Raw genomic sequence first — 17,317 nt, 5'->3', positions numbered from 1 at the left:
ATATTCCAAAAAAAACATAGTCACTCCTTATTTTGCCTGCTTTCTAATTTATCATTTTAAATTAAAATAAATTTATAGGAACACAAATGCAAACATGGATTATTGTACTTTTGGTTTTTACTTTAATAATCGCACTATGGTATATTCACGATAAATATGTACAAAGAAAATATCAGATTTTAGTTAATTATCCAATTATTGGAAGATTAAGATTCGTTTTTCAAGAATTTAGAGAACCTTTTAGACAATATTTTGGTGATGAAAAATTTTATGAATCTATGGACAAACTAGATTGGGTTTATAGTGCTTCAAGAGATAGAATAAATTATGCTTCCTTTTCTCCTTCTCAACCAATGTTAAAACCAAAACTAATGCTAAAGCATAAAAACATTGTATTAAATGATGATGAAGTTGAAAATGACTTCTCGGTACTTTTCGGACAAGAAAGACAAAAGCCTTTTCTTTCAAAGTCTATTCTTTGTAGAGCACCTATGAGTGATGGTTCTATTTCTCCTGAGGGTACAAGAGCTTTTGTTTTTGGAGCACAAGAAGGACAGTTCCCAATTAACTCAGGTGAGGGTGGTTTAACTTCTAACTTTTTTGTAACTCATACTAAATATAATACTAGTTATATGGATGAGGTTAAAGGTTCAAGTTTTCAATTGAAAGCATTCAAATTAGCAAAAACTTTATTTAATGTACCCGTTGCAATAGAGATGTATAGAAAGATGTTATTTAAAAAGAGTTTAACTTCTGATACCTATGTTTTTAATCAAGAAAAAAACTGTTTTTATAGACCAAATTGGAATGCCTCTTTAGAGGATTTTCCAAGTGAAGTTCCTGATGATATGGCAGATATTATTTTACAGATAAGTTCAGGTTTATATGGAGTTAGAACAAAAGATGGTAAGTTTGATTTAGAGCGATATAAAAAGCAGATGACATTTTGTAGAATGACAGAAATAAAGTTAGCACAAGGTGCAAAACAAACAGGTGGAAAACTAATTGCAGATAAAGTAACTCCTTCAATAGCTTATTATAGAAATATTGAAGCACATAAGGATGCTTTCTCTCCCAATAGATTCCCTTATGCAAATAGCATAGAAGAATTATTTGACTTTATTGGAGTATTACAAGAAGCCTCTGATAAACCTGTTGGAATTAAAATTGTAATATCTGATTATGACAATATCTTACCTTTGGCTAAAGAGATAAAAAGAAGAGTAGAACTTAATTTACCTTATCCTGATTATATTGCAATTGATGGTGGAAGCGGTGGAAGTGCTACAGCTCCTTTAGACATGATGGAAAGAATAGGTATGGAAATTAGAGATGCTATATATTTAGTAGATAAAGTACTTAAAGAACATGGTGTTAGAGAAAAAGTAAAAATATCAGCAAGTGGAAAAATCCTTACTCCTGATGATGTTGTAATAACATTATGTATGGGAGCTGATTTTATTCAAATTGCACGTGGTTTTATGATGAGTGCAGGATGTATTAGAGCTAGATTTTGTTCAGGTTCTGGAAAACATCAGTGTCCAGTTGGGTTAGCTACTCAAGATATTAAAAAAAGAAAGCACTATTTTGTAAAAAAACACGCAAGCTACGTAAAAAATTATCATAATAATATTTTAAAAAGTATGAAAAGTTTATTAGCAGTTATGGGGCTTAAAAATATTAATGAATTAGATAAGGAAAAACTAATATTTTTAGATAAAAACTCAATTATTCATGATGATATTGAGAGTGTATTTGAAAGAAGAGTATTTAATAAAGATAATACTACAAGTTCAATTAACTAAAAATAGAATAGGACTGGGGTATGTTAATAGAAGATTTAAAAGATTATTTAGGTTTTGCAGTTGCAGGAAATTTTGCAAATCATTTAGGTGAAGCAGGTGAGGCAGATGAGTTTTCTATAATTAAAACAGAAGAAGAAAATGAACCAAAAGGATTGTTCCCATTTTATATAAAAGGGCATGAATCTTTTTTGGGTACTTATCCAATTTCTAATGAAATTATCTTAACACATGGAAGAGAAGAAGACAAAATTCAAGCAGAACCAGAAGTTGCTTTAATATGTGATTTTGTTTATGAAGATAATAAGGTTGTAGATATTATTCCTAAATATTTTTCTGCATTTAATGATTGTTCTTTAAGGGTTCAAAATGGTGAAAAATTAAGTGTGAAAAAAAATTGGGGGACTGCTACAAAAGGTATCTCAAAAGATTTTATCAAAATTGACAACTTCACTGAAGAGGGAATTTTAAATAAATACCATATCTCATCATTTATTAAAAGAGATGGGAAAATACATAATTATGGAACAATCTCTGCTATTAATTCATATAGTTACTTTTTTATGCAATTAAAAGATTGGATGCTTAAGAAGTTTAATACACAAAAAGATTGTGGTCCTTTAGAAGAGCTTACTCAATTTATGAAAGATGCAAAAGATGCAAAAGGAATGATAATAGCAGCAGGAGCTACATCATACTGTGAATTTGGAAAGAACAACTTTTTGCAAAAAGGGGACGAGTTATTTATATATGTTTATAATGCTCATATAAATAGTCACCAAGCTATTCTTAACAATGTTAATTCAGATGAAAAACCTCTACAAGAGTGTTCTAAGTTACACCAAGTTATTAGATAAAATAGAAAGGGAATAAAAAAGCATATATGAAAAGAGTAGTAATAATAGGAGGGGGATATGGAGGAATATATGCCCTAAGAGAGCTAGTAAAAAATAAAAACATAAAAATCACCCTAATAGATAGAAATACATATCATAATCTTCAACCTGAAGTATATGATTTAATAGCAAATAAATCAAACATCGCAGATGTAACTATAGACTTAACAACTTTATGTTTAGGTTTAAAACATAATTACTTAGAATATAGAAATTTAACTGTAAGAAATATAGATATCAAAGAAAAAGTTATTCACACAGAAGAAAAAGAGTTAGTTGATTATGACTACTTGATATTAGCAGCAGGAACAAGAACCTTTTTCCCAAATAGTATTGAAGGCTTAAATAATGCCCATGATATAAAGAAGTTACAATGGGCAATGTATTTTAAACAAAGTTTCGAGAATCAATTATTTGAAAAAATTAGAGATGAGGCAAAACAGTGTAATGATACACATATTGTAGTTGTTGGAGCTGGATTATCAGGAGTTGAAATAGCTGCTGAGATGGCATATAATGCGAGGAAGTTTTTTAAAAGAGGAAACTTCTCTTGTGACAATTTGAAAATATCATTAGTAAGTAGTTCTGTATCAATATTACCTGGATTAAGTCAAAAGCTAATAAATATATCCCATAAAAGATTAAAATCATTAGGGATAAATGTGATAACAAATACAAAGCTAACAAAACTAGAAGATGGTTATGCTTATTTATCAAATGGAACTAAGATTAATAACTCCTTTTTGATTTTTACAGGAGGAATAGAAGCTGTAAAAATGTCAGGATTAGAGGATCTTACAAAAAACTCAAGAGGACAGATTGTAGTAAATGAATATATGCAAACAAAAGAGTATGAAAATATATTTGCAATAGGGGATTTAGCTCAGATAAAAAATGAAAATGAAGAAATGATGCCTCCAAATGTAACCATAGCTAGAATATCGGGAACAAATGCAGGAACAAATGTACTAAGACATATACAAAATAAAGAATTAAAAAAATGCAAACCAAAACTTGATGGCATATTAATAGCTTTAGGTGGTGAGTATGCCGCAGGAGATATAAAGGGCATGTTTACAGTTAAAGGGAAAATAGCTTATGAGATTAAAAAATATGTATTCCATTCATATAGAAAGCCTCTTCTTAAGCTTATTAAGACTGGGTACCAAAGGCTTAAAAAACTTCAAAAAGTATAAACCAATAAATGGTTTATACAAATAATAACTTCTAAAAAACATCAAAATGGTCACTTTTTGACTACTCTTTTCCGCAATAATTATCTTATCTACTTTATTCATGTAGGAATTCTTTAATAGAACATCAATCAAGCCTCTTTTGAGGTAAATACATATGTAATATTTTAGATAAAAAAGCTTGGGTAAAACAGGTGCTTGTCTTGTGACAATAAGCATCAAGTGTCGAATTAATAAACAAGCACAATTAATAAATTTATAAAAGGTGAGAGAATGGGTAATAATAAAGATCTACAAGAAAGAAAAGTTAAAGTAATTGCTAGAGGGCAAGGAAATGCTTATCCAATCTATGTAAAAGAAGCAAAGAATGCTGAATTATGGGATGTTGAAGGTAATAGATTTATTGATTTTGGTACAGGTATTGCTGTATGTAATACTGGACATAGTCATCCAAAAATTATTGAAGCTGTTAAATCACAGGTTGAAAAATTCAGTCATACATGCGTTATGGTTAATCCATATGAAGTTGCAGTTGAGTTAGCAGAAAAGTTAACAAAAATTGCTCCTGGAGAATCTGATAAAAAAGCTATTTTTGTAACTACTGGTGCAGAAGCTGTAGAAAACTGTGTAAAAATTGCTAGAGCTCACACTAAAAGAAGAGGTGTAATTGCATTTAACGGTGGTTTTCATGGTAGAACAAATTTAACAATGGGACTTACTGGAAAAATTGCTCCTTATAAACATGAATTTGGACCATTCCCAGGTGAGATTTATCACTTACCATATCCAACAAGTATTAATGGAACTACAGTTCAAGATTCATTAAAAGCACTTAAAAACCTTTTTAAAGTTGATATTTTACCTACTGATACAGCAGCTATTATTGTTGAGCCAATTCAAGGTGAAGGTGGATTCTACCAAACACCAAAAGAGTTATTACAAGAGCTAAGAGCTATTTGTGATGAGCATGGTATTTGTTTAATTTTAGATGAAATTCAAACTGGTTTTGCAAGAACAGGAAAAATGTTTAATACTGAGTACTCAGGAATTGAACCAGATTTAATGACTATGGCTAAAGGTATTGCAGGTGGTTATCCAATTGCTGCTGTTGTAGGTAAATCTGAAATTATGGACTCACCAATTCCTGGTGGATTAGGTGGAACTTATGGTGGTTCACCTGTAGCTTGTGCTGCTGCATTAGCTGTATTAGAGATTATTGAAGAAGAAGATTTAATTAATAGATCTAATCAAATTGGTGAAATTTTCAATACAAGATTAAATGAACTAAAAGCAAAATACCCAGCATTAATTTCTGATGTAAGAAATCAAGGTGCAATGATTGCCTTAGAACTTATGAAAGATGGTAATCCTGAAGATGCAAATGCAGAACTTACAAAAGCAATTACTGCTAAAGCAGCTGAATATGGATTAATCTTATTAGCTTGTGGATTTAATAGCAATGTAATTAGATTTTTACCTGCTTTAACTATTAGTGATGACATAGCTAATGAAGGATTAGACAAATTTACTGAACTATTTGAAAGTTTAGTACAAAATTAATTTAACTGATATAGGGGGATATAAATTTTTAAAGAAAGAAGAACTGTCAGCCTATTGAGGGTTAAATTACAGAAAATAAACTAAGGAGAAAGATTATGAAACTGTTTTCAAAAATGAAAAAAAGTTTAATGTCAACATCTATTGTTGCATTATTAGGTGTTATGGCTTTTGTTGATACTGCATCAGCAGCTCAAAACTGGAGGTTCTCGAACCTTTATGGTAGAGGTACGGCATTTGGTGATTTATATCAACAATTAGCTAAGGATATTGAAAAAAATACAAATGGTGAAGTTAAAGTACAAGTATTATTCTCAGGTGAGGGTGTTGGAACTTCTGGATTATTAGGTGCTACAAAATCAGGTTTAATTACTATGGCAGCTCCATTTCAATCTATGCATGCAGGTGAGTTACCAGCAGGTGTTGTAGAAATTGGTTTACCAGGTGGTACAGCAGATACTGATAAATTACATAAACTTTTCCACGAAGATGGATGGGACAAGATTCTTAAAAAAGCATACGGTTCTCAAGGTTTAGTATGGTTAGAGCCTTACATTCAACCACCAGTATATATTATTACTAAAAAACCAATTGAATCAGTAGCTGATTTCCAAGGTTTAAAAATTAGAGCTCCAGGTGCATATGGTAAGTTCTTAAGAAACTTAGGTGCTTCTCCTGTTTCATTAGCGTGGAGTGAAATCTATACAAGTTTAGCAACAGGTGTTATTGATGGTTCAATTGGTTCAAATATGATTGACCACAGAGATGGAAATCACGTTGAAGTTGCAAAATATATGTATAAATTACCTTTAGCTGGTGCTCAAGTTTTACCAATTGTTGTTAATAGATCAGCTTGGAATAAACTAAGTGATGCAGCTAAAAAAGGTGTTTACCAAGCAACTGTAGCACATGCAAAAGCTCAATTAACAATGTCTAAAAAATGGGAATCAGAAGCCGTAGCTCAAATGGAAGCTAAAGGTTTAAAATGGTCTCCACTGCCATCAGATGCTGATATTAAAGCATGGGCACAAGCAGGTGCTGGATTATGGGATGAGTATTCATCAAAAGACAAATACAGCAAACAGTTAATTGATGTATTAAAAAAATCAGAAAATAAATAGTCGGGTTAAAAACAGGTTTTAACTATGTTTAAAAAATTCCTACAAATATTTTGCAAAACAGTTGATAAAATTGTTATGTGGTTAGGTAAAGGGGCATCATTTTTGATGCCCATTCTTGCTTTCATTGTCGTTTATGAAGTAGTGGCTAGATACCTATTTGATGCTCCAACAGTTTGGGCATATGACTTGTCTCTATTCCTATTTGGTTATATTGCGGCTTTAGGAGGGGCTTATGCTCAACAAAAAAGATCTCATATTAATGTAGATATTCTTTATATATCAGTTTCTCCTAAAGTTAAAAATATTTTCAATATTATCTCATTTTCTTTAGGTGTATTCTTTTTAATTATTGTTTTTAAAATGGGATTAGTTAAATTTGAAGAAGCTTTAGAGTTTGACTATAGAAGACAAAGTGAATGGGCTCCTGTTATGTGGCACTTTTGGATTATGTTATGTATTGCTAGTTCGCTATTTATATTGCAATTAGTAAGAGATATTATTTCTGAAGTTTATCATTTATTTACGGGTTTACCATTAATTGAAAAGGAGTCTAAATAATGGGTGTTGAGTTATTAACAGTAGTTTTATTATTTTGTATCCTAATATTCTTTGCATTAGGTTCTCCTGTTGGTTTAGCCTTAGGTGGAATTGCAATGATGGTAGGTTATTTCACATGGGGTGATGGAATTTTTAATGTAATTCCAACTACGGTAGAAGCTACATTTTTTAGTTTTATTTTATTAGCTATTCCACTTTATATTTATATGGGGCAATTATTAACTCATTCAGGTATAGGTGATGCAATGTTTAAAGCAAGTCAATTACTAATTGGTAAAATTAGAGGTTCTCTTGCAATTAGTGTTGTATTTATTTGTTCTATGATTGGTGCAATGGTTGGTATTATTGGAGCTGGAATTATGAGTTCTGGTAGTATTGCTTTAAAACCAATGCTTGATGCTGGATATAACAGAAGGTTAGCTCTTGGTACAATCATGGCTGGTGGAGCTTTAGGTATTTTAATTCCACCTAGTATTCCAATGATTATGTTTGCAGCTTCTACTCAAAATTCTGTGGGAAGAATGTTCCTTGGAGCAATGGTTCCTGCTATTATAACAATTATATTACTTATTGCATATATTGTAATTAGCTCTAAACTTAAACCTGAAAATGCTCCATTATTAAGTGAAAGTAACCCAGGTGTACCAAAACTTGAAGGTAAAGAAAAACTAAAAGTATTTAGAGATGGTTTTTTATCAATTGGGCTTATTTTTATAGTACTTGGAAGTATTATTAGCGGTATTGCAACACCAACAGAATCAGGAGCTTTAGGAGTAGCCGGAGCTATTTTACTTGCAATTTTCTTTAAAAAGTTTAAAGCTGATATGTTCCAAAAAGTTGGTATGCAAACAGCTATATTAGTAAGTGTTGCTATGTGGATTATTTTAGGTGCTTCTGTTTTTAGTAATTTTCATTTATTAATGGGTATTCAAGGTATGATTGCTGATTTTACAAATGGTCTTGACTTACCACCTATTATGATTATTCTTATGTTCCAGCTTATCATGTTGTTTTTAGGATTTATTATTGATGAGTTTATTATTGTATTAATGTGTGCGCCACTATTTACTCCAATTGCTGTATCTTTAGGTTATGATCCAATTTGGTTTGGTGTTTTAATGATTATTAATATTTTAATTGCTGTACAAACACCTCCTTATGGTTTCGCATTATTTTATTTAAAAGGAATAGCACCAACAGATGTAAGTATGGGTGAAATTTATAAATCTGTAACGCCATTTATTTTAGTGAATTTAACAGTTCTTATTATTTGTATGTCATTCCCAGAGATTGTTCTTTGGTTACCTAATAAAGTCATGGGTTAGAGGAGATAATAGATGTTTAAGAATATATTAGTGCCATTGCATTTAGATTATAAAGAAAATCATGAAAAACTTTTTACAGGTGCATTAGAAGTTTTAGATAAAGATGGAAGTCTTTCTTTATTATATGTTAATGAAAATAGAGCCCATGGCTCTGCGTATGCAATATTAGATGATGAAAATGAAAAGCATTATAACCATGATGCTTTTGTTGAGTTGAAGAATATTACTGAAAAACATGATTTACCAAAAGATAAACTATCTTTTAATATTAGAGATGGGTCTGCACATAGAGAAATTCTTGAAGAAGCAAGAAGGATAAATGCAGATGCAATAGTTATGATGGCAACAAAACCAGGTTTTGGAAGTTATTTTATTAGTAGTACTTCAGAGCGTGTTATTAGACATGCTGCATGTTCAGTGTTTGTTATTAGATTAACAGATTATAATTAAAAATTGAAAGGATAAATAATAGTATGAGTACAATTAAAGTTACATCACCATTTGATGGGAAAGTAGTTGGAGAAGTACCTTTTACAAGTATAGAAGGTGTAGAAAAAGCAATTGATGTTGCATATGAAAAGTTTTTAGATGTTGATAACTGGCTTCCAAAATATAAGAGAATTGAAATCTTAGAAAACCTAATGGACATAATGAGTTCACAAGTAGAAGAATTAACTATTCTTTGTGCTAGTGAAGGTGGTAAACCATATATGGATTCTAAAGTAGAAATACAAAGAGCTATCAATGGTGTAAAAATTGCAATTGAGCAATTAGCAGTGCAAGAAGGTCAAGAAATTGCTATGGGTCATACTGCATCAAGTGCAAATAGAATGGCTTATACTATGAAAGAACCTATTGGTGTAGTTGCTGCAATTTCAGCATTTAATCACCCATTTAACTTAGCAGTTCACCAAGTAATTCCAGCACTTGCAGTTGGATGTCCAGTGATTATTAGACCTGCAACTCAAACTCCAATGTCAGCAGTTAAATTAGTAGAATTACTAAAAGAAGCTGGTCTTCCTGATGGTTGGGCACAAGCTGTTGTTTGTGATAGACAAGGTGGAGAGTTATTAGTTACAAGTGAAAAAACTGCATTCTTTACATTTATTGGTTCAGGACCTGTTGGTTGGTACTTAAACTCTAAGTCAAGCCCAGGAACTAGATCTGCACTAGAGCATGGTGGAGTTGCACCTGTTATTGTTGAGCCTGATGCCAATATCGATGCTATGATTCCAGACTTAGGAAAAGGTGGTTTCTACCATGCTGGTCAAGTTTGTGTATCAGTACAAAGAGTTTATGTACATGAATCAATTGTTGATGAAGTAGCTTCAAAATTAACTGACTATGCTTCTAAATTAGTTGTAGGTGATCAATTAGACCCTAAAACTGAAGTTGGTCCATTAATTAATAATGATGAAGTAAACAGAGTTGAAGAATGGGTTAATGAATCGCTTGAAAAAGGTGGAAAAATTTTAATTGGTGGTAAGAGAATTTCTGATTCTTGTTATGAACCAACGGTAATTTTAAATCCTTCTGATGATGCTTTAGTTTCTACTAAAGAAGTATTTGGACCAGTTGTAGTTATTTACTCTTATTCAAATATTGATGAAGCAATCAGTAGAGCAAATGCTTTAGATGTTTCATTCCAAGCAGCAGTATTTACAAAAAATATTGATACAGCTTTAAAAGCAGTTAAAAGATTAAATGGTACTACTGTAATGGTAAATGACCATACAGCATTTAGAGTTGATTGGATGCCATTTGGTGGAGCTAAAACTTCAGGACTTGGATTAGGTGGAATTCCTGATTCTATGAATGAAATGCAAAATCAAAAAATGATGGTTATTAAATCACCATCATTATAATCTTATCCATAAAAGAGAAAGGTTTTTAAAACTTTCTCTTTTTATATCTTGAGGAATACTATTGAATAAACTTAAATTATTTTTGCAGAGATTTGAAAATAGTTCTTATTATATATTTTTAATAGGAATAATAGCTGCTTTATTTTTTACTGCAACATTTTTGATAAACCGTGCTATTTCTTTAGATGGTGGACATTGGTTTTGGTCTGCTTTTTTAAGATTTTTATTTACTATTATTTTTTTAGCTGTTGGATTTATATCATTTAAGGGCTTTTCTTACTTTAAACTAGTTATTGATGAATATATTAAAAACTTTGTTTTTTGGACTACTGCTGGAACTATAGGTTTTGGTTTTTTTTATTCTTTAATTTGCTATGCTTCTTACTATTCCCCCGCATGGGTTATTGCCACTACTTTTCAGTTTACTATCATAGCTTCATTATTTGTTCTTTTATTTTTTGGTAAAAAGTTATCTAAATCTGTATGGGCAATTACAGCAATGATTTTTATTGGAGTTACTTTAGTTAATATAAGTCATTTTGATATGAGTAATATTGACCTTTTATTACTAGGTTTTGTACCTGTTCTTATAGCATCTTTTTCTTTTCCTGTTGGAAATCAAATGGTATGGGAAGAAAAAGAAAAAAGAATAAAAAATAATTGTGATATTCTTATTATAAAAAATAGTTTTGCAAAGATTTTTTTACTTACTTTAGGAAGTGCTCCTTTTTGGATTTTTCTTTATTTTTCAACAGACTCTGGTATACCTACGTATGATCAATATATAAATGTAGCTCTAATAACAATATTATCTGGAATCATAGCTACATCACTTTTTTTATACGCACGTTCATTATGTAATACGAATAATAAACTTGTTTTAATAGACTCTACACAATCAGGGGATGTTTTTTTTGCACTTATTGGTGAGATTATTTTCTTAAATGCAGTATTCCCAAATGCTTTAGGAATAGTAGGTATTCTTATAACAATTTTAGGTCTTTTTTTATTAGTAAAAATAAAATAGAGAAGCTTTTATTTTATTGCTTTTTAGTATGTTTGACAATAAGTTCTTTTAAAAGTTGTGTTTCAACAGGCTTACTTAAAAAGTCAACAACTCCAAGTTTGAAAAACTCTTCTTTATCAGAACTAAGAGCATTTGCTGTAAAGGCTATAATAGGAGGATGGTTTCCTAGTTTATTTATCTTTTCAATTGTTTCTTTTCCATCCATTTGAGGCATTTTATCATCCATAAAAATTAAATCAAACTCTTTTGATTTATAATATTCTAAGGCTTCAAGTCCATTATTTGCTATGATTATGTCAATATTTGAGTCTTTTAAAATCTCTAAGAAAAGTATTTGATTTATTTTATTGTCTTCTGCTAGTAAAATATTTATTTTTTCATTAGTTTTATTTATTTCTCCTTCTTTTTTCTCACTCTTTTCTACTTTATTTTTATTTGATAAGCTTATTGGAAAATAGAAACTAAAAGTACTGCCTACACCTTTTTGACTTTCTACAGTTAAATCTCCTTGCATGATATTTGCAAGTGATTTACTAATTGGTAAGCCAAGTCCAGTACCTCCATAAAGTCTAGTTGTACTACTATCTTCTTGGGTGAATTTTTCAAATATTAAATCAAGTTTACTTTTTTCTATACCTATACCTTCATCTAAAACATTTATAGTAATTTGTGACTTTTTTAAATCATAAGTGATATTTACTTGTATGCTTTTATTCTTAGGTGTAAATTTAATTGCATTACTCATTAGATTTAAAAATATTTGTTTTATTCTAAGGCTATCTGTAATAATAGTTTCTGGAATTTTTTCATCAATATCTAGTTTAAAATCTATATTTTTCTGGGATAGTTGGTAACTAAAACCTTCACAGATATTTTTTATTTCTTCTTTAAAGTTAAATTCTATATTGTTTAATTCTATTTTTCCTATTTCGATTTTACTAATATCTAAAATATCATGTATTAATTGAAGTAAGGTTTTTGAACTAGTATTTATGATGGATAGTTTCTTTTTTTTATCTTTATCTTTCTCTTCATCTAAAAGTATCTGGTTGAAACCTATTATGGCATTTAAAGGGGTTCTAAGTTCATGTGACATATTTGCTAGAAAGTCTGATTTTGATTGACTTGCTTTATTTGCAAGTTCTTTTTGTTTTAGAAGTTCTTTTTCTTTTTCATCTCTTTCAAGTTCATTTATACTTGCTTTGTACATGATGATAATTAAAATAGCAAATATTATTATAAGTATTATAATTTGAAGTGATAGCATTTTTAATTGAATTTTTTCAAAATTATTAAGTTTAGAAGTGATGTTATAATAAAGTTCTATTGAACCTGTAAACTTATTTTTTTCCATAAATGGTATATATATTTCAACTACATCTTGTGAAATAATCTTTCCATCTTCTGCTTTCATTCCTTTTTGAACTACTTTATGATAGATATTTCCTTTGCTTACTATTTCATAAAAAGGTTTACTTGAAGACTTTGTACCTATTTCTTTTTTTACAGTTGAAGCTTTAATATATCCATTTTTATCAAAGTATCTCAATTTATAGATATTAAAGTCCTCAACAACAACATTTATACTTTTTAAAAACTTTTCTTTATGGGCATCTAGATGCTCTGCTTTTATATGTTTCGCAACTCTTTTTGCATCATCTTTGATGTTATAAAACATCTCTTTTTGAAAATTTTCATTTATTGTATTGAAAAGTAAAGTTGGGATTAGGACTAAAAGTAATAGCGTAAATATAAAGATGTTTCTTAAGAAGGTGTTTTTAAAGATATTGAAAAAAGCATTGGTAAACTTCATGTTTTAGCCTAATATAAAAATTATTTATTTTGTTTATTAATATTATCTGTTTTATAATTAAAGTTTATTTATCTATTTGTTATGTCTATAACTATAAGAGTAAAAATTAAAAAGAGAAGTGAAATATTTTAGGTAGTTCGATTTTATGGGAATATCTCCCATAAAACCGTAAGTAATAATTTTTGTAGATTTTATCATCCACCATACATTAGATATGGTAGATATACTTCTTAAAACTTCTAAATTTAGGAAGTTCTTAAAAGTTTTAAATTAGTGTGTGCAGTTTTTTTCCTTAAAGTCTTTTAAGAAAGATGCTCTTTCTTTTTTCTAATTTGTTATGTACTTTGTATATGTTTCTAATGTAATCCTTACATTTGTATGACCTAACATTTTTGATACCCAAACAATATCTTCCCCTTTGGAAATCATTAGTGTTGCAAAAGTATGTCTTGTTTGATATAGAACTCTATAATCTAATCCACAAAACCTTAAGACATTTTTCCAAAAACCTTTACTTATTGATTGAGCAGACTTAAAAGCCTTTTTATTTTGATTTAAAAATATATAACTGTCATTAATGTACGTAAAGCTTTTTTGTCTATTTAATGCTTCTTCAACAAGTGGTAGCATATCAATAACTCTATTAGAATTTTGTGTTTTAGTGGTACTTTCTTTTCCATGTCTAATGGCTCTTTTAATATGAATTTGGAGTGGTAACTTAATTTAATACAAATGTTTTATCATTAGTTCCTATATAAAACTCGCTACTATATTTTTCTATGTATTTATTTCCTTTACATTTCTTACAATTCTCATATTCTTCATATTCTCTGATTTTAAAAAACGGTAAAAATGGTTTTTTTTCTTTATAAAATAAAATAGAACCAACACCTTCACATTCTGGACATAAGTACTGTGTAATTTTCTTCAGTCTAAATCCTATTCCAAAACATCTGATACAATTATTATAAGACTCATTTTTAATTCTATAATTTTTTTTAGTAAATATTGTTTTTTTATAAATATAACTTGTATTTTCTACTTTTCCTTCATCACAAAATTCACAATTTACTTTTTGTATTTGTAGTAACCAAGTATGTTTATTATCAATTAGTGCTATTCTTTTTTTAAAATTATTACAGTGTGAGCAGTTTTCATTTTCTTTTGTACAGTAAGGACATTCGATTTCAATTACTTTCATATATTAGACCTTTAGTTAGTTAATTAGGCATATTTTAAATTATATTTTAGCTTCTGTAAAGAGAGTTGTTTTAATTTAAGATGATAATAAATGAATAATATTTATATTATAATATATTAAAAGAAAGGATATAGTATGTTAACAGAGGCTGATATTTTTAGATTTATAATTAAGGTTTATTCATATAAATATGATACTTTTGCAAAGGATATTTTAGGTTTAAATGGTGGAACATCCATAACTAATTTCGGAAAGTATCGAAAAGATGGGAAAGTTCCAATAAAACATAAAAATAGATTGATAGAATATTTTATTAAAAAACATAACTTTTTAACTATAGAAGAGTTATTCTCATTAAAGTTTTTAGATGAGTATGAGCTTGAAGAATACATTAGAAAATATGCTACATTAAGTAGAGAAGAGTTAAAGACACTAAATTCAATGTGTGGAGAATGGAATGTTTGTGGTCAAAAGGCAGCTAGTAAGTCTATAGATGATGATTCAATTATATATTATAAAATTAAAATAAATAATAATTTAACTTTTGAATTAGATAGGACGCCAAGTGTTTCACCAGAACTAGAAAAGGGTAAAGTTATTATTGTTGGTAATGCAATAAAGCTTGATTGTATAGATGAGCGGACAAAGGATAGTTTTATTACAATCCAATTAGAGAGAAAAAATATAAAAGACGAATATATGTATGGATTAATTATGGGAATAAGTGATCTCGAAAATAAATATCATGCAGGGATTATATTTTTTCATAAAGGAAAACAAAATCCACATCTTATTACAAAAATATTATCTTCTTCGCAGTCTACATTTACTTTTGACAATATTGATTATGACTATTTAGGAAAAAATATAAACTTATTGTAATTATAATGTATGTATTTAATATTTAAAATTGTGCAGTTTATGTGCAATTTTTTTATTTGAACAAAAAATGAAAAAATATAATCGAATTATTCCAATAGTTCTTTGTTAGTAGATTTGATTTTATGGGAAAAGATCCCATAAAACCGTAAGTTAATAATTTTTGTAGATTTTATCATCCACCATACATTAGATTTGGTAACCAAAGGGCTACTTCTGGAATATATGTAGTGATTAATAATCCTGCTAAGATAGTCATTGTCCAAGGGAATGCCGCAACAATAACATCTTTGATACTCATACCTGTTAAACCTGATGTTACAAATAAATTCAGACCAACAGGTGGAGACACCATACCAAGCTCCATATTGATAGTAATTACAATACCGAAGTGAATTGGATCAATTCCAAGTGCAACAGCAACTGGAAGTAATAATGGAACCATAATCATAATAATCGCACTTGGTTCCATAAATGAACCAGCTAAGATTAATAAAATATTTACCATTAATAAGAACATATATTTGTCAACATTTGCTTCAATTAAGGCATTTGTAATTCCTTGAGGAATATTCTCAATTGTTAAGAAGTGAGCAAATAACATAGCATTTGCAATAATAAACATAATCATTGCAGTTGTTTTTGCTGACTCTAAAGCAGTTGTCCATAATTGTGTGATTTTGATATCTTTGTAAATAAATACAGAAACAACAAAAGCCCATACACAAGCAACAGCTGCAGCTTCAGTTGGTGTAAAGATACCACCATAGATACCACCAATAACAATAACAATTGTCATTAATCCCCATGCTGCATCTTTCATCTTTTGAAGTCTTACTCTTAATGGAGCTGGCTCAGTTCTTTTAAATCCAAGTCTAACTGCACCAATATAAGTTACAACCATCATCATAATACCAAGCATTAAACCTGGAACAACACCTGCCATAAACAGTTTACCAATAGAAACTTCTGCTGTAACACCATATACGATAAGTACAATTGATGGTGGAATTAAAATCCCTAATGAACCAGCAGTGGCAATAGTACCAACCGCATATCTTTTAGGATAACCAGCTTGCATAATAGCACCAAACATAATAGAACCAATAGCAACAACAGTTGCAGGAGAACTACCTGATACAGCTGCAAAAATAATTGATGCAAAAATAGCTGAAATTGGAAGACCACCAGGTAAGTGACCTACACAAGCTTTTGCAAATTCAATAATTCTTGTAGCAGCTGACCCTTTAGACAATAAGTTACCTGCAAGGATAAACATCGGAATTGCCATAAGTGAGTAATGCTCAACTTTTTCAAACATCATTGCTGAAATTTCTATAGGTGAAATATGCGTAAATAACATTAATGTTGTAAACGTTGCTACACCTAAACAAATAGCAATAGGAGCTCCAAGAATTACAAGGAAGAAAAATATACCAAATAATACACTTACACTCATTATAACATTCCTCCTGTTTTCTTCTCTACTTCTTTAACCATGTCATTTAACTCTTTTACATGTTTGTTTGAGTTATCATCATGCTTAACACCTAATTCAGCTAAAACCATTTCAGCTTCACTTTCAGGTACTACTTTGTCATGAGGAGTTTTGATAATATGTACAATCTTCTCACCAACTCTGTATGCACCAAATGCAAATGAAATAGGTATAACTAAATACACTATCCACATAGGCATATCCCATAAATCAATAGATCTTTCATCTAAATCTGCCACTAATAATAAATATTCATATCCATAATAAGAAACTGCAGCCAAAAAGAAAAATGTTATTATATGTGATATTAATAACATTGGCTTTGCAATTTTAGTTGGAACAATATCTAATACTACAGTAACAGCAATATGTGCATCTTTTTTGAAACAATAAGCAGCTGCAAAAAATATACTCCATAAGAATAAAAAGATTGTAAGCTCCGTTGCCCATACTAATGATGCGTCAAATACATATCTTGCAACAACATTAGTAAAAGCAATAGCAACACCGGCTGTTATACCGAATGCTGCTATTGTTTGATTTATGAAGCCTATAATTTTACTTATAAAACTAAACATAATT

General features: G+C 29.5%; 16 protein-coding genes. 11 read left to right on the top strand and 5 right to left on the bottom strand.

Features of this window, described 5'->3' with window-relative positions; translation table 11 throughout:
* The first annotated feature begins 86 nt into the window (after positions 1 to 86).
* The 10 genes from NJU99_RS10550 (at position 87) to NJU99_RS10505 (ending at position 11,344) form a co-directional block, all read left to right on the top strand.
* Complete coding sequence (locus tag NJU99_RS10550; RefSeq protein WP_254575880.1) at positions 87 to 1,805, top strand: FMN-binding glutamate synthase family protein; 1,719 nt, start codon at positions 87 to 89, stop codon at positions 1,803 to 1,805.
* Between the two features lie 20 nt (positions 1,806 to 1,825).
* A complete protein-coding gene (locus tag NJU99_RS10545; RefSeq protein WP_254575879.1) occupies positions 1,826 to 2,659 on the top strand; it encodes a DUF5718 family protein in 834 nt (277 codons plus the stop codon).
* Positions 2,660 to 2,685: 26 nt separating this feature from the next.
* Positions 2,686 to 3,894 carry an NAD(P)/FAD-dependent oxidoreductase gene (locus tag NJU99_RS10540; protein ID WP_254575878.1) on the top strand — a complete coding sequence of 403 codons (1,209 nt, stop codon included), beginning with the start codon at positions 2,686 to 2,688 and terminating at the stop codon, positions 3,892 to 3,894.
* 270 nt (positions 3,895 to 4,164) lie between these two features.
* Complete coding sequence (gabT, locus tag NJU99_RS10535; protein WP_254575877.1) at positions 4,165 to 5,451, top strand: 4-aminobutyrate--2-oxoglutarate transaminase; 1,287 nt, start codon at positions 4,165 to 4,167, stop codon at positions 5,449 to 5,451.
* Between the two features lie 95 nt (positions 5,452 to 5,546).
* The gene (locus tag NJU99_RS10530; RefSeq protein WP_254575876.1) at positions 5,547 to 6,569 is read left to right on the top strand and encodes a TRAP transporter substrate-binding protein; all 1,023 of its coding nucleotides are present in this window, start codon (positions 5,547 to 5,549) and stop codon (positions 6,567 to 6,569) included.
* A 24-nt stretch (positions 6,570 to 6,593) separates the two neighbouring features.
* Entirely contained in the window at positions 6,594 to 7,127 is a 534-nt protein-coding gene (locus NJU99_RS10525; RefSeq protein ID WP_254575875.1) for a TRAP transporter small permease subunit, read from the top strand.
* Positions 7,127 to 8,452 carry a TRAP transporter large permease gene (locus NJU99_RS10520; protein WP_254575874.1) on the top strand — a complete coding sequence of 442 codons (1,326 nt, stop codon included), beginning with the start codon at positions 7,127 to 7,129 and terminating at the stop codon, positions 8,450 to 8,452. The genes NJU99_RS10525 and NJU99_RS10520 overlap by 1 nt, the downstream gene beginning before the upstream one ends.
* Before the next feature lie 12 nt (positions 8,453 to 8,464).
* Positions 8,465 to 8,902 (top strand): universal stress protein, encoded by a 438-nt coding sequence (locus tag NJU99_RS10515; protein ID WP_254575873.1) that lies wholly within the window; start codon positions 8,465 to 8,467, stop codon positions 8,900 to 8,902.
* 23 nt (positions 8,903 to 8,925) lie between these two features.
* On the top strand, positions 8,926 to 10,317 hold the full coding sequence (locus NJU99_RS10510; RefSeq protein ID WP_254575872.1) for an aldehyde dehydrogenase family protein: 1,392 nt from the start codon (positions 8,926 to 8,928) through the stop codon (positions 10,315 to 10,317).
* Positions 10,318 to 10,378: 61 nt separating this feature from the next.
* Positions 10,379 to 11,344 carry a multidrug resistance efflux transporter family protein gene (locus tag NJU99_RS10505; RefSeq protein WP_254575871.1) on the top strand — a complete coding sequence of 322 codons (966 nt, stop codon included), beginning with the start codon at positions 10,379 to 10,381 and terminating at the stop codon, positions 11,342 to 11,344.
* Between the two features lie 13 nt (positions 11,345 to 11,357).
* On the opposite strand, the gene NJU99_RS10500 is transcribed toward NJU99_RS10505, so the two are convergent.
* The 3 genes from NJU99_RS10500 to NJU99_RS10490 form a co-directional block, all read right to left on the bottom strand.
* The gene (locus NJU99_RS10500; RefSeq protein WP_254575870.1) at positions 11,358 to 13,157 is read right to left on the bottom strand and encodes a hybrid sensor histidine kinase/response regulator; all 1,800 of its coding nucleotides are present in this window, start codon (positions 13,155 to 13,157) and stop codon (positions 11,358 to 11,360) included.
* Between the two features lie 327 nt (positions 13,158 to 13,484).
* Positions 13,485 to 13,787, bottom strand: a complete 303-nt coding sequence (locus NJU99_RS10495; RefSeq protein WP_254575869.1) for a tyrosine-type recombinase/integrase — start codon at positions 13,785 to 13,787, stop codon at positions 13,485 to 13,487.
* A gap of 88 nt (positions 13,788 to 13,875) precedes the next feature.
* The gene (locus NJU99_RS10490) at positions 13,876 to 14,358 is read right to left on the bottom strand and encodes a hypothetical protein (RefSeq protein ID WP_254575868.1); all 483 of its coding nucleotides are present in this window, start codon (positions 14,356 to 14,358) and stop codon (positions 13,876 to 13,878) included.
* A 135-nt stretch (positions 14,359 to 14,493) separates the two neighbouring features.
* Between NJU99_RS10490 and NJU99_RS10485 the strand changes: the two genes are divergently transcribed.
* The gene (locus NJU99_RS10485; protein ID WP_254575867.1) at positions 14,494 to 15,240 is read left to right on the top strand and encodes a hypothetical protein; all 747 of its coding nucleotides are present in this window, start codon (positions 14,494 to 14,496) and stop codon (positions 15,238 to 15,240) included.
* A gap of 172 nt (positions 15,241 to 15,412) precedes the next feature.
* Here NJU99_RS10485 and NJU99_RS10480 read toward each other — a convergent pair whose 3' ends face one another.
* Positions 15,413 to 16,696: a TRAP transporter large permease gene (locus tag NJU99_RS10480; RefSeq protein WP_254575866.1), complete on the bottom strand. Its 1,284-nt coding sequence runs from the start codon at positions 16,694 to 16,696 to the stop codon at positions 15,413 to 15,415.
* Entirely contained in the window at positions 16,696 to 17,313 is a 618-nt protein-coding gene (locus NJU99_RS10475) for a TRAP transporter small permease (protein ID WP_254575865.1), read from the bottom strand. Before NJU99_RS10475 ends, NJU99_RS10480 begins: the two co-directional genes overlap by 1 nt.
* Between the last annotated feature and the right edge of the window lie 4 nt (positions 17,314 to 17,317).

The organism is Arcobacter roscoffensis (assembly GCF_024267655.1).
GTDB lineage: Bacteria > Campylobacterota > Campylobacteria > Campylobacterales > Arcobacteraceae > Arcobacter_B > Arcobacter_B roscoffensis.
The sequence above is the reverse complement of the archived record's forward strand: the minus strand, read 5'-3'. Positions and strand labels throughout refer to the sequence as shown.

Excerpts from the sequence above, each read along its gene's own strand:
- NJU99_RS10550 (WP_254575880.1), top strand. The coding sequence starts at position 87 with ATGCAAACATGGATTATTGTACTTTTGGTTTTTACTTTAATAATCGCA.
- NJU99_RS10545 (WP_254575879.1), top strand. The coding sequence starts at position 1,826 with ATGTTAATAGAAGATTTAAAAGATTATTTAGGTTTTGCAGTTGCAGGA.
- NJU99_RS10540 (WP_254575878.1), top strand. The coding sequence starts at position 2,686 with ATGAAAAGAGTAGTAATAATAGGAGGGGGATATGGAGGAATATATGCC.
- gabT (WP_254575877.1), top strand. The coding sequence starts at position 4,165 with ATGGGTAATAATAAAGATCTACAAGAAAGAAAAGTTAAAGTAATTGCT.
- NJU99_RS10530 (WP_254575876.1), top strand. The coding sequence starts at position 5,547 with ATGAAACTGTTTTCAAAAATGAAAAAAAGTTTAATGTCAACATCTATT.
- NJU99_RS10525 (WP_254575875.1), top strand. The coding sequence starts at position 6,594 with ATGTTTAAAAAATTCCTACAAATATTTTGCAAAACAGTTGATAAAATT.
- NJU99_RS10520 (WP_254575874.1), top strand. The coding sequence starts at position 7,127 with ATGGGTGTTGAGTTATTAACAGTAGTTTTATTATTTTGTATCCTAATA.
- NJU99_RS10515 (WP_254575873.1), top strand. The coding sequence starts at position 8,465 with ATGTTTAAGAATATATTAGTGCCATTGCATTTAGATTATAAAGAAAAT.
- NJU99_RS10510 (WP_254575872.1), top strand. The coding sequence starts at position 8,926 with ATGAGTACAATTAAAGTTACATCACCATTTGATGGGAAAGTAGTTGGA.
- NJU99_RS10500 (WP_254575870.1), bottom strand. The coding sequence starts at position 13,157 with ATGAAGTTTACCAATGCTTTTTTCAATATCTTTAAAAACACCTTCTTA.
- NJU99_RS10495 (WP_254575869.1), bottom strand. The coding sequence starts at position 13,787 with ATGCTACCACTTGTTGAAGAAGCATTAAATAGACAAAAAAGCTTTACG.
- NJU99_RS10490 (WP_254575868.1), bottom strand. The coding sequence starts at position 14,358 with ATGAAAGTAATTGAAATCGAATGTCCTTACTGTACAAAAGAAAATGAA.
- NJU99_RS10485 (WP_254575867.1), top strand. The coding sequence starts at position 14,494 with ATGTTAACAGAGGCTGATATTTTTAGATTTATAATTAAGGTTTATTCA.
- NJU99_RS10480 (WP_254575866.1), bottom strand. The coding sequence starts at position 16,696 with ATGAGTGTAAGTGTATTATTTGGTATATTTTTCTTCCTTGTAATTCTT.
- NJU99_RS10475 (WP_254575865.1), bottom strand. The coding sequence starts at position 17,313 with ATGTTTAGTTTTATAAGTAAAATTATAGGCTTCATAAATCAAACAATA.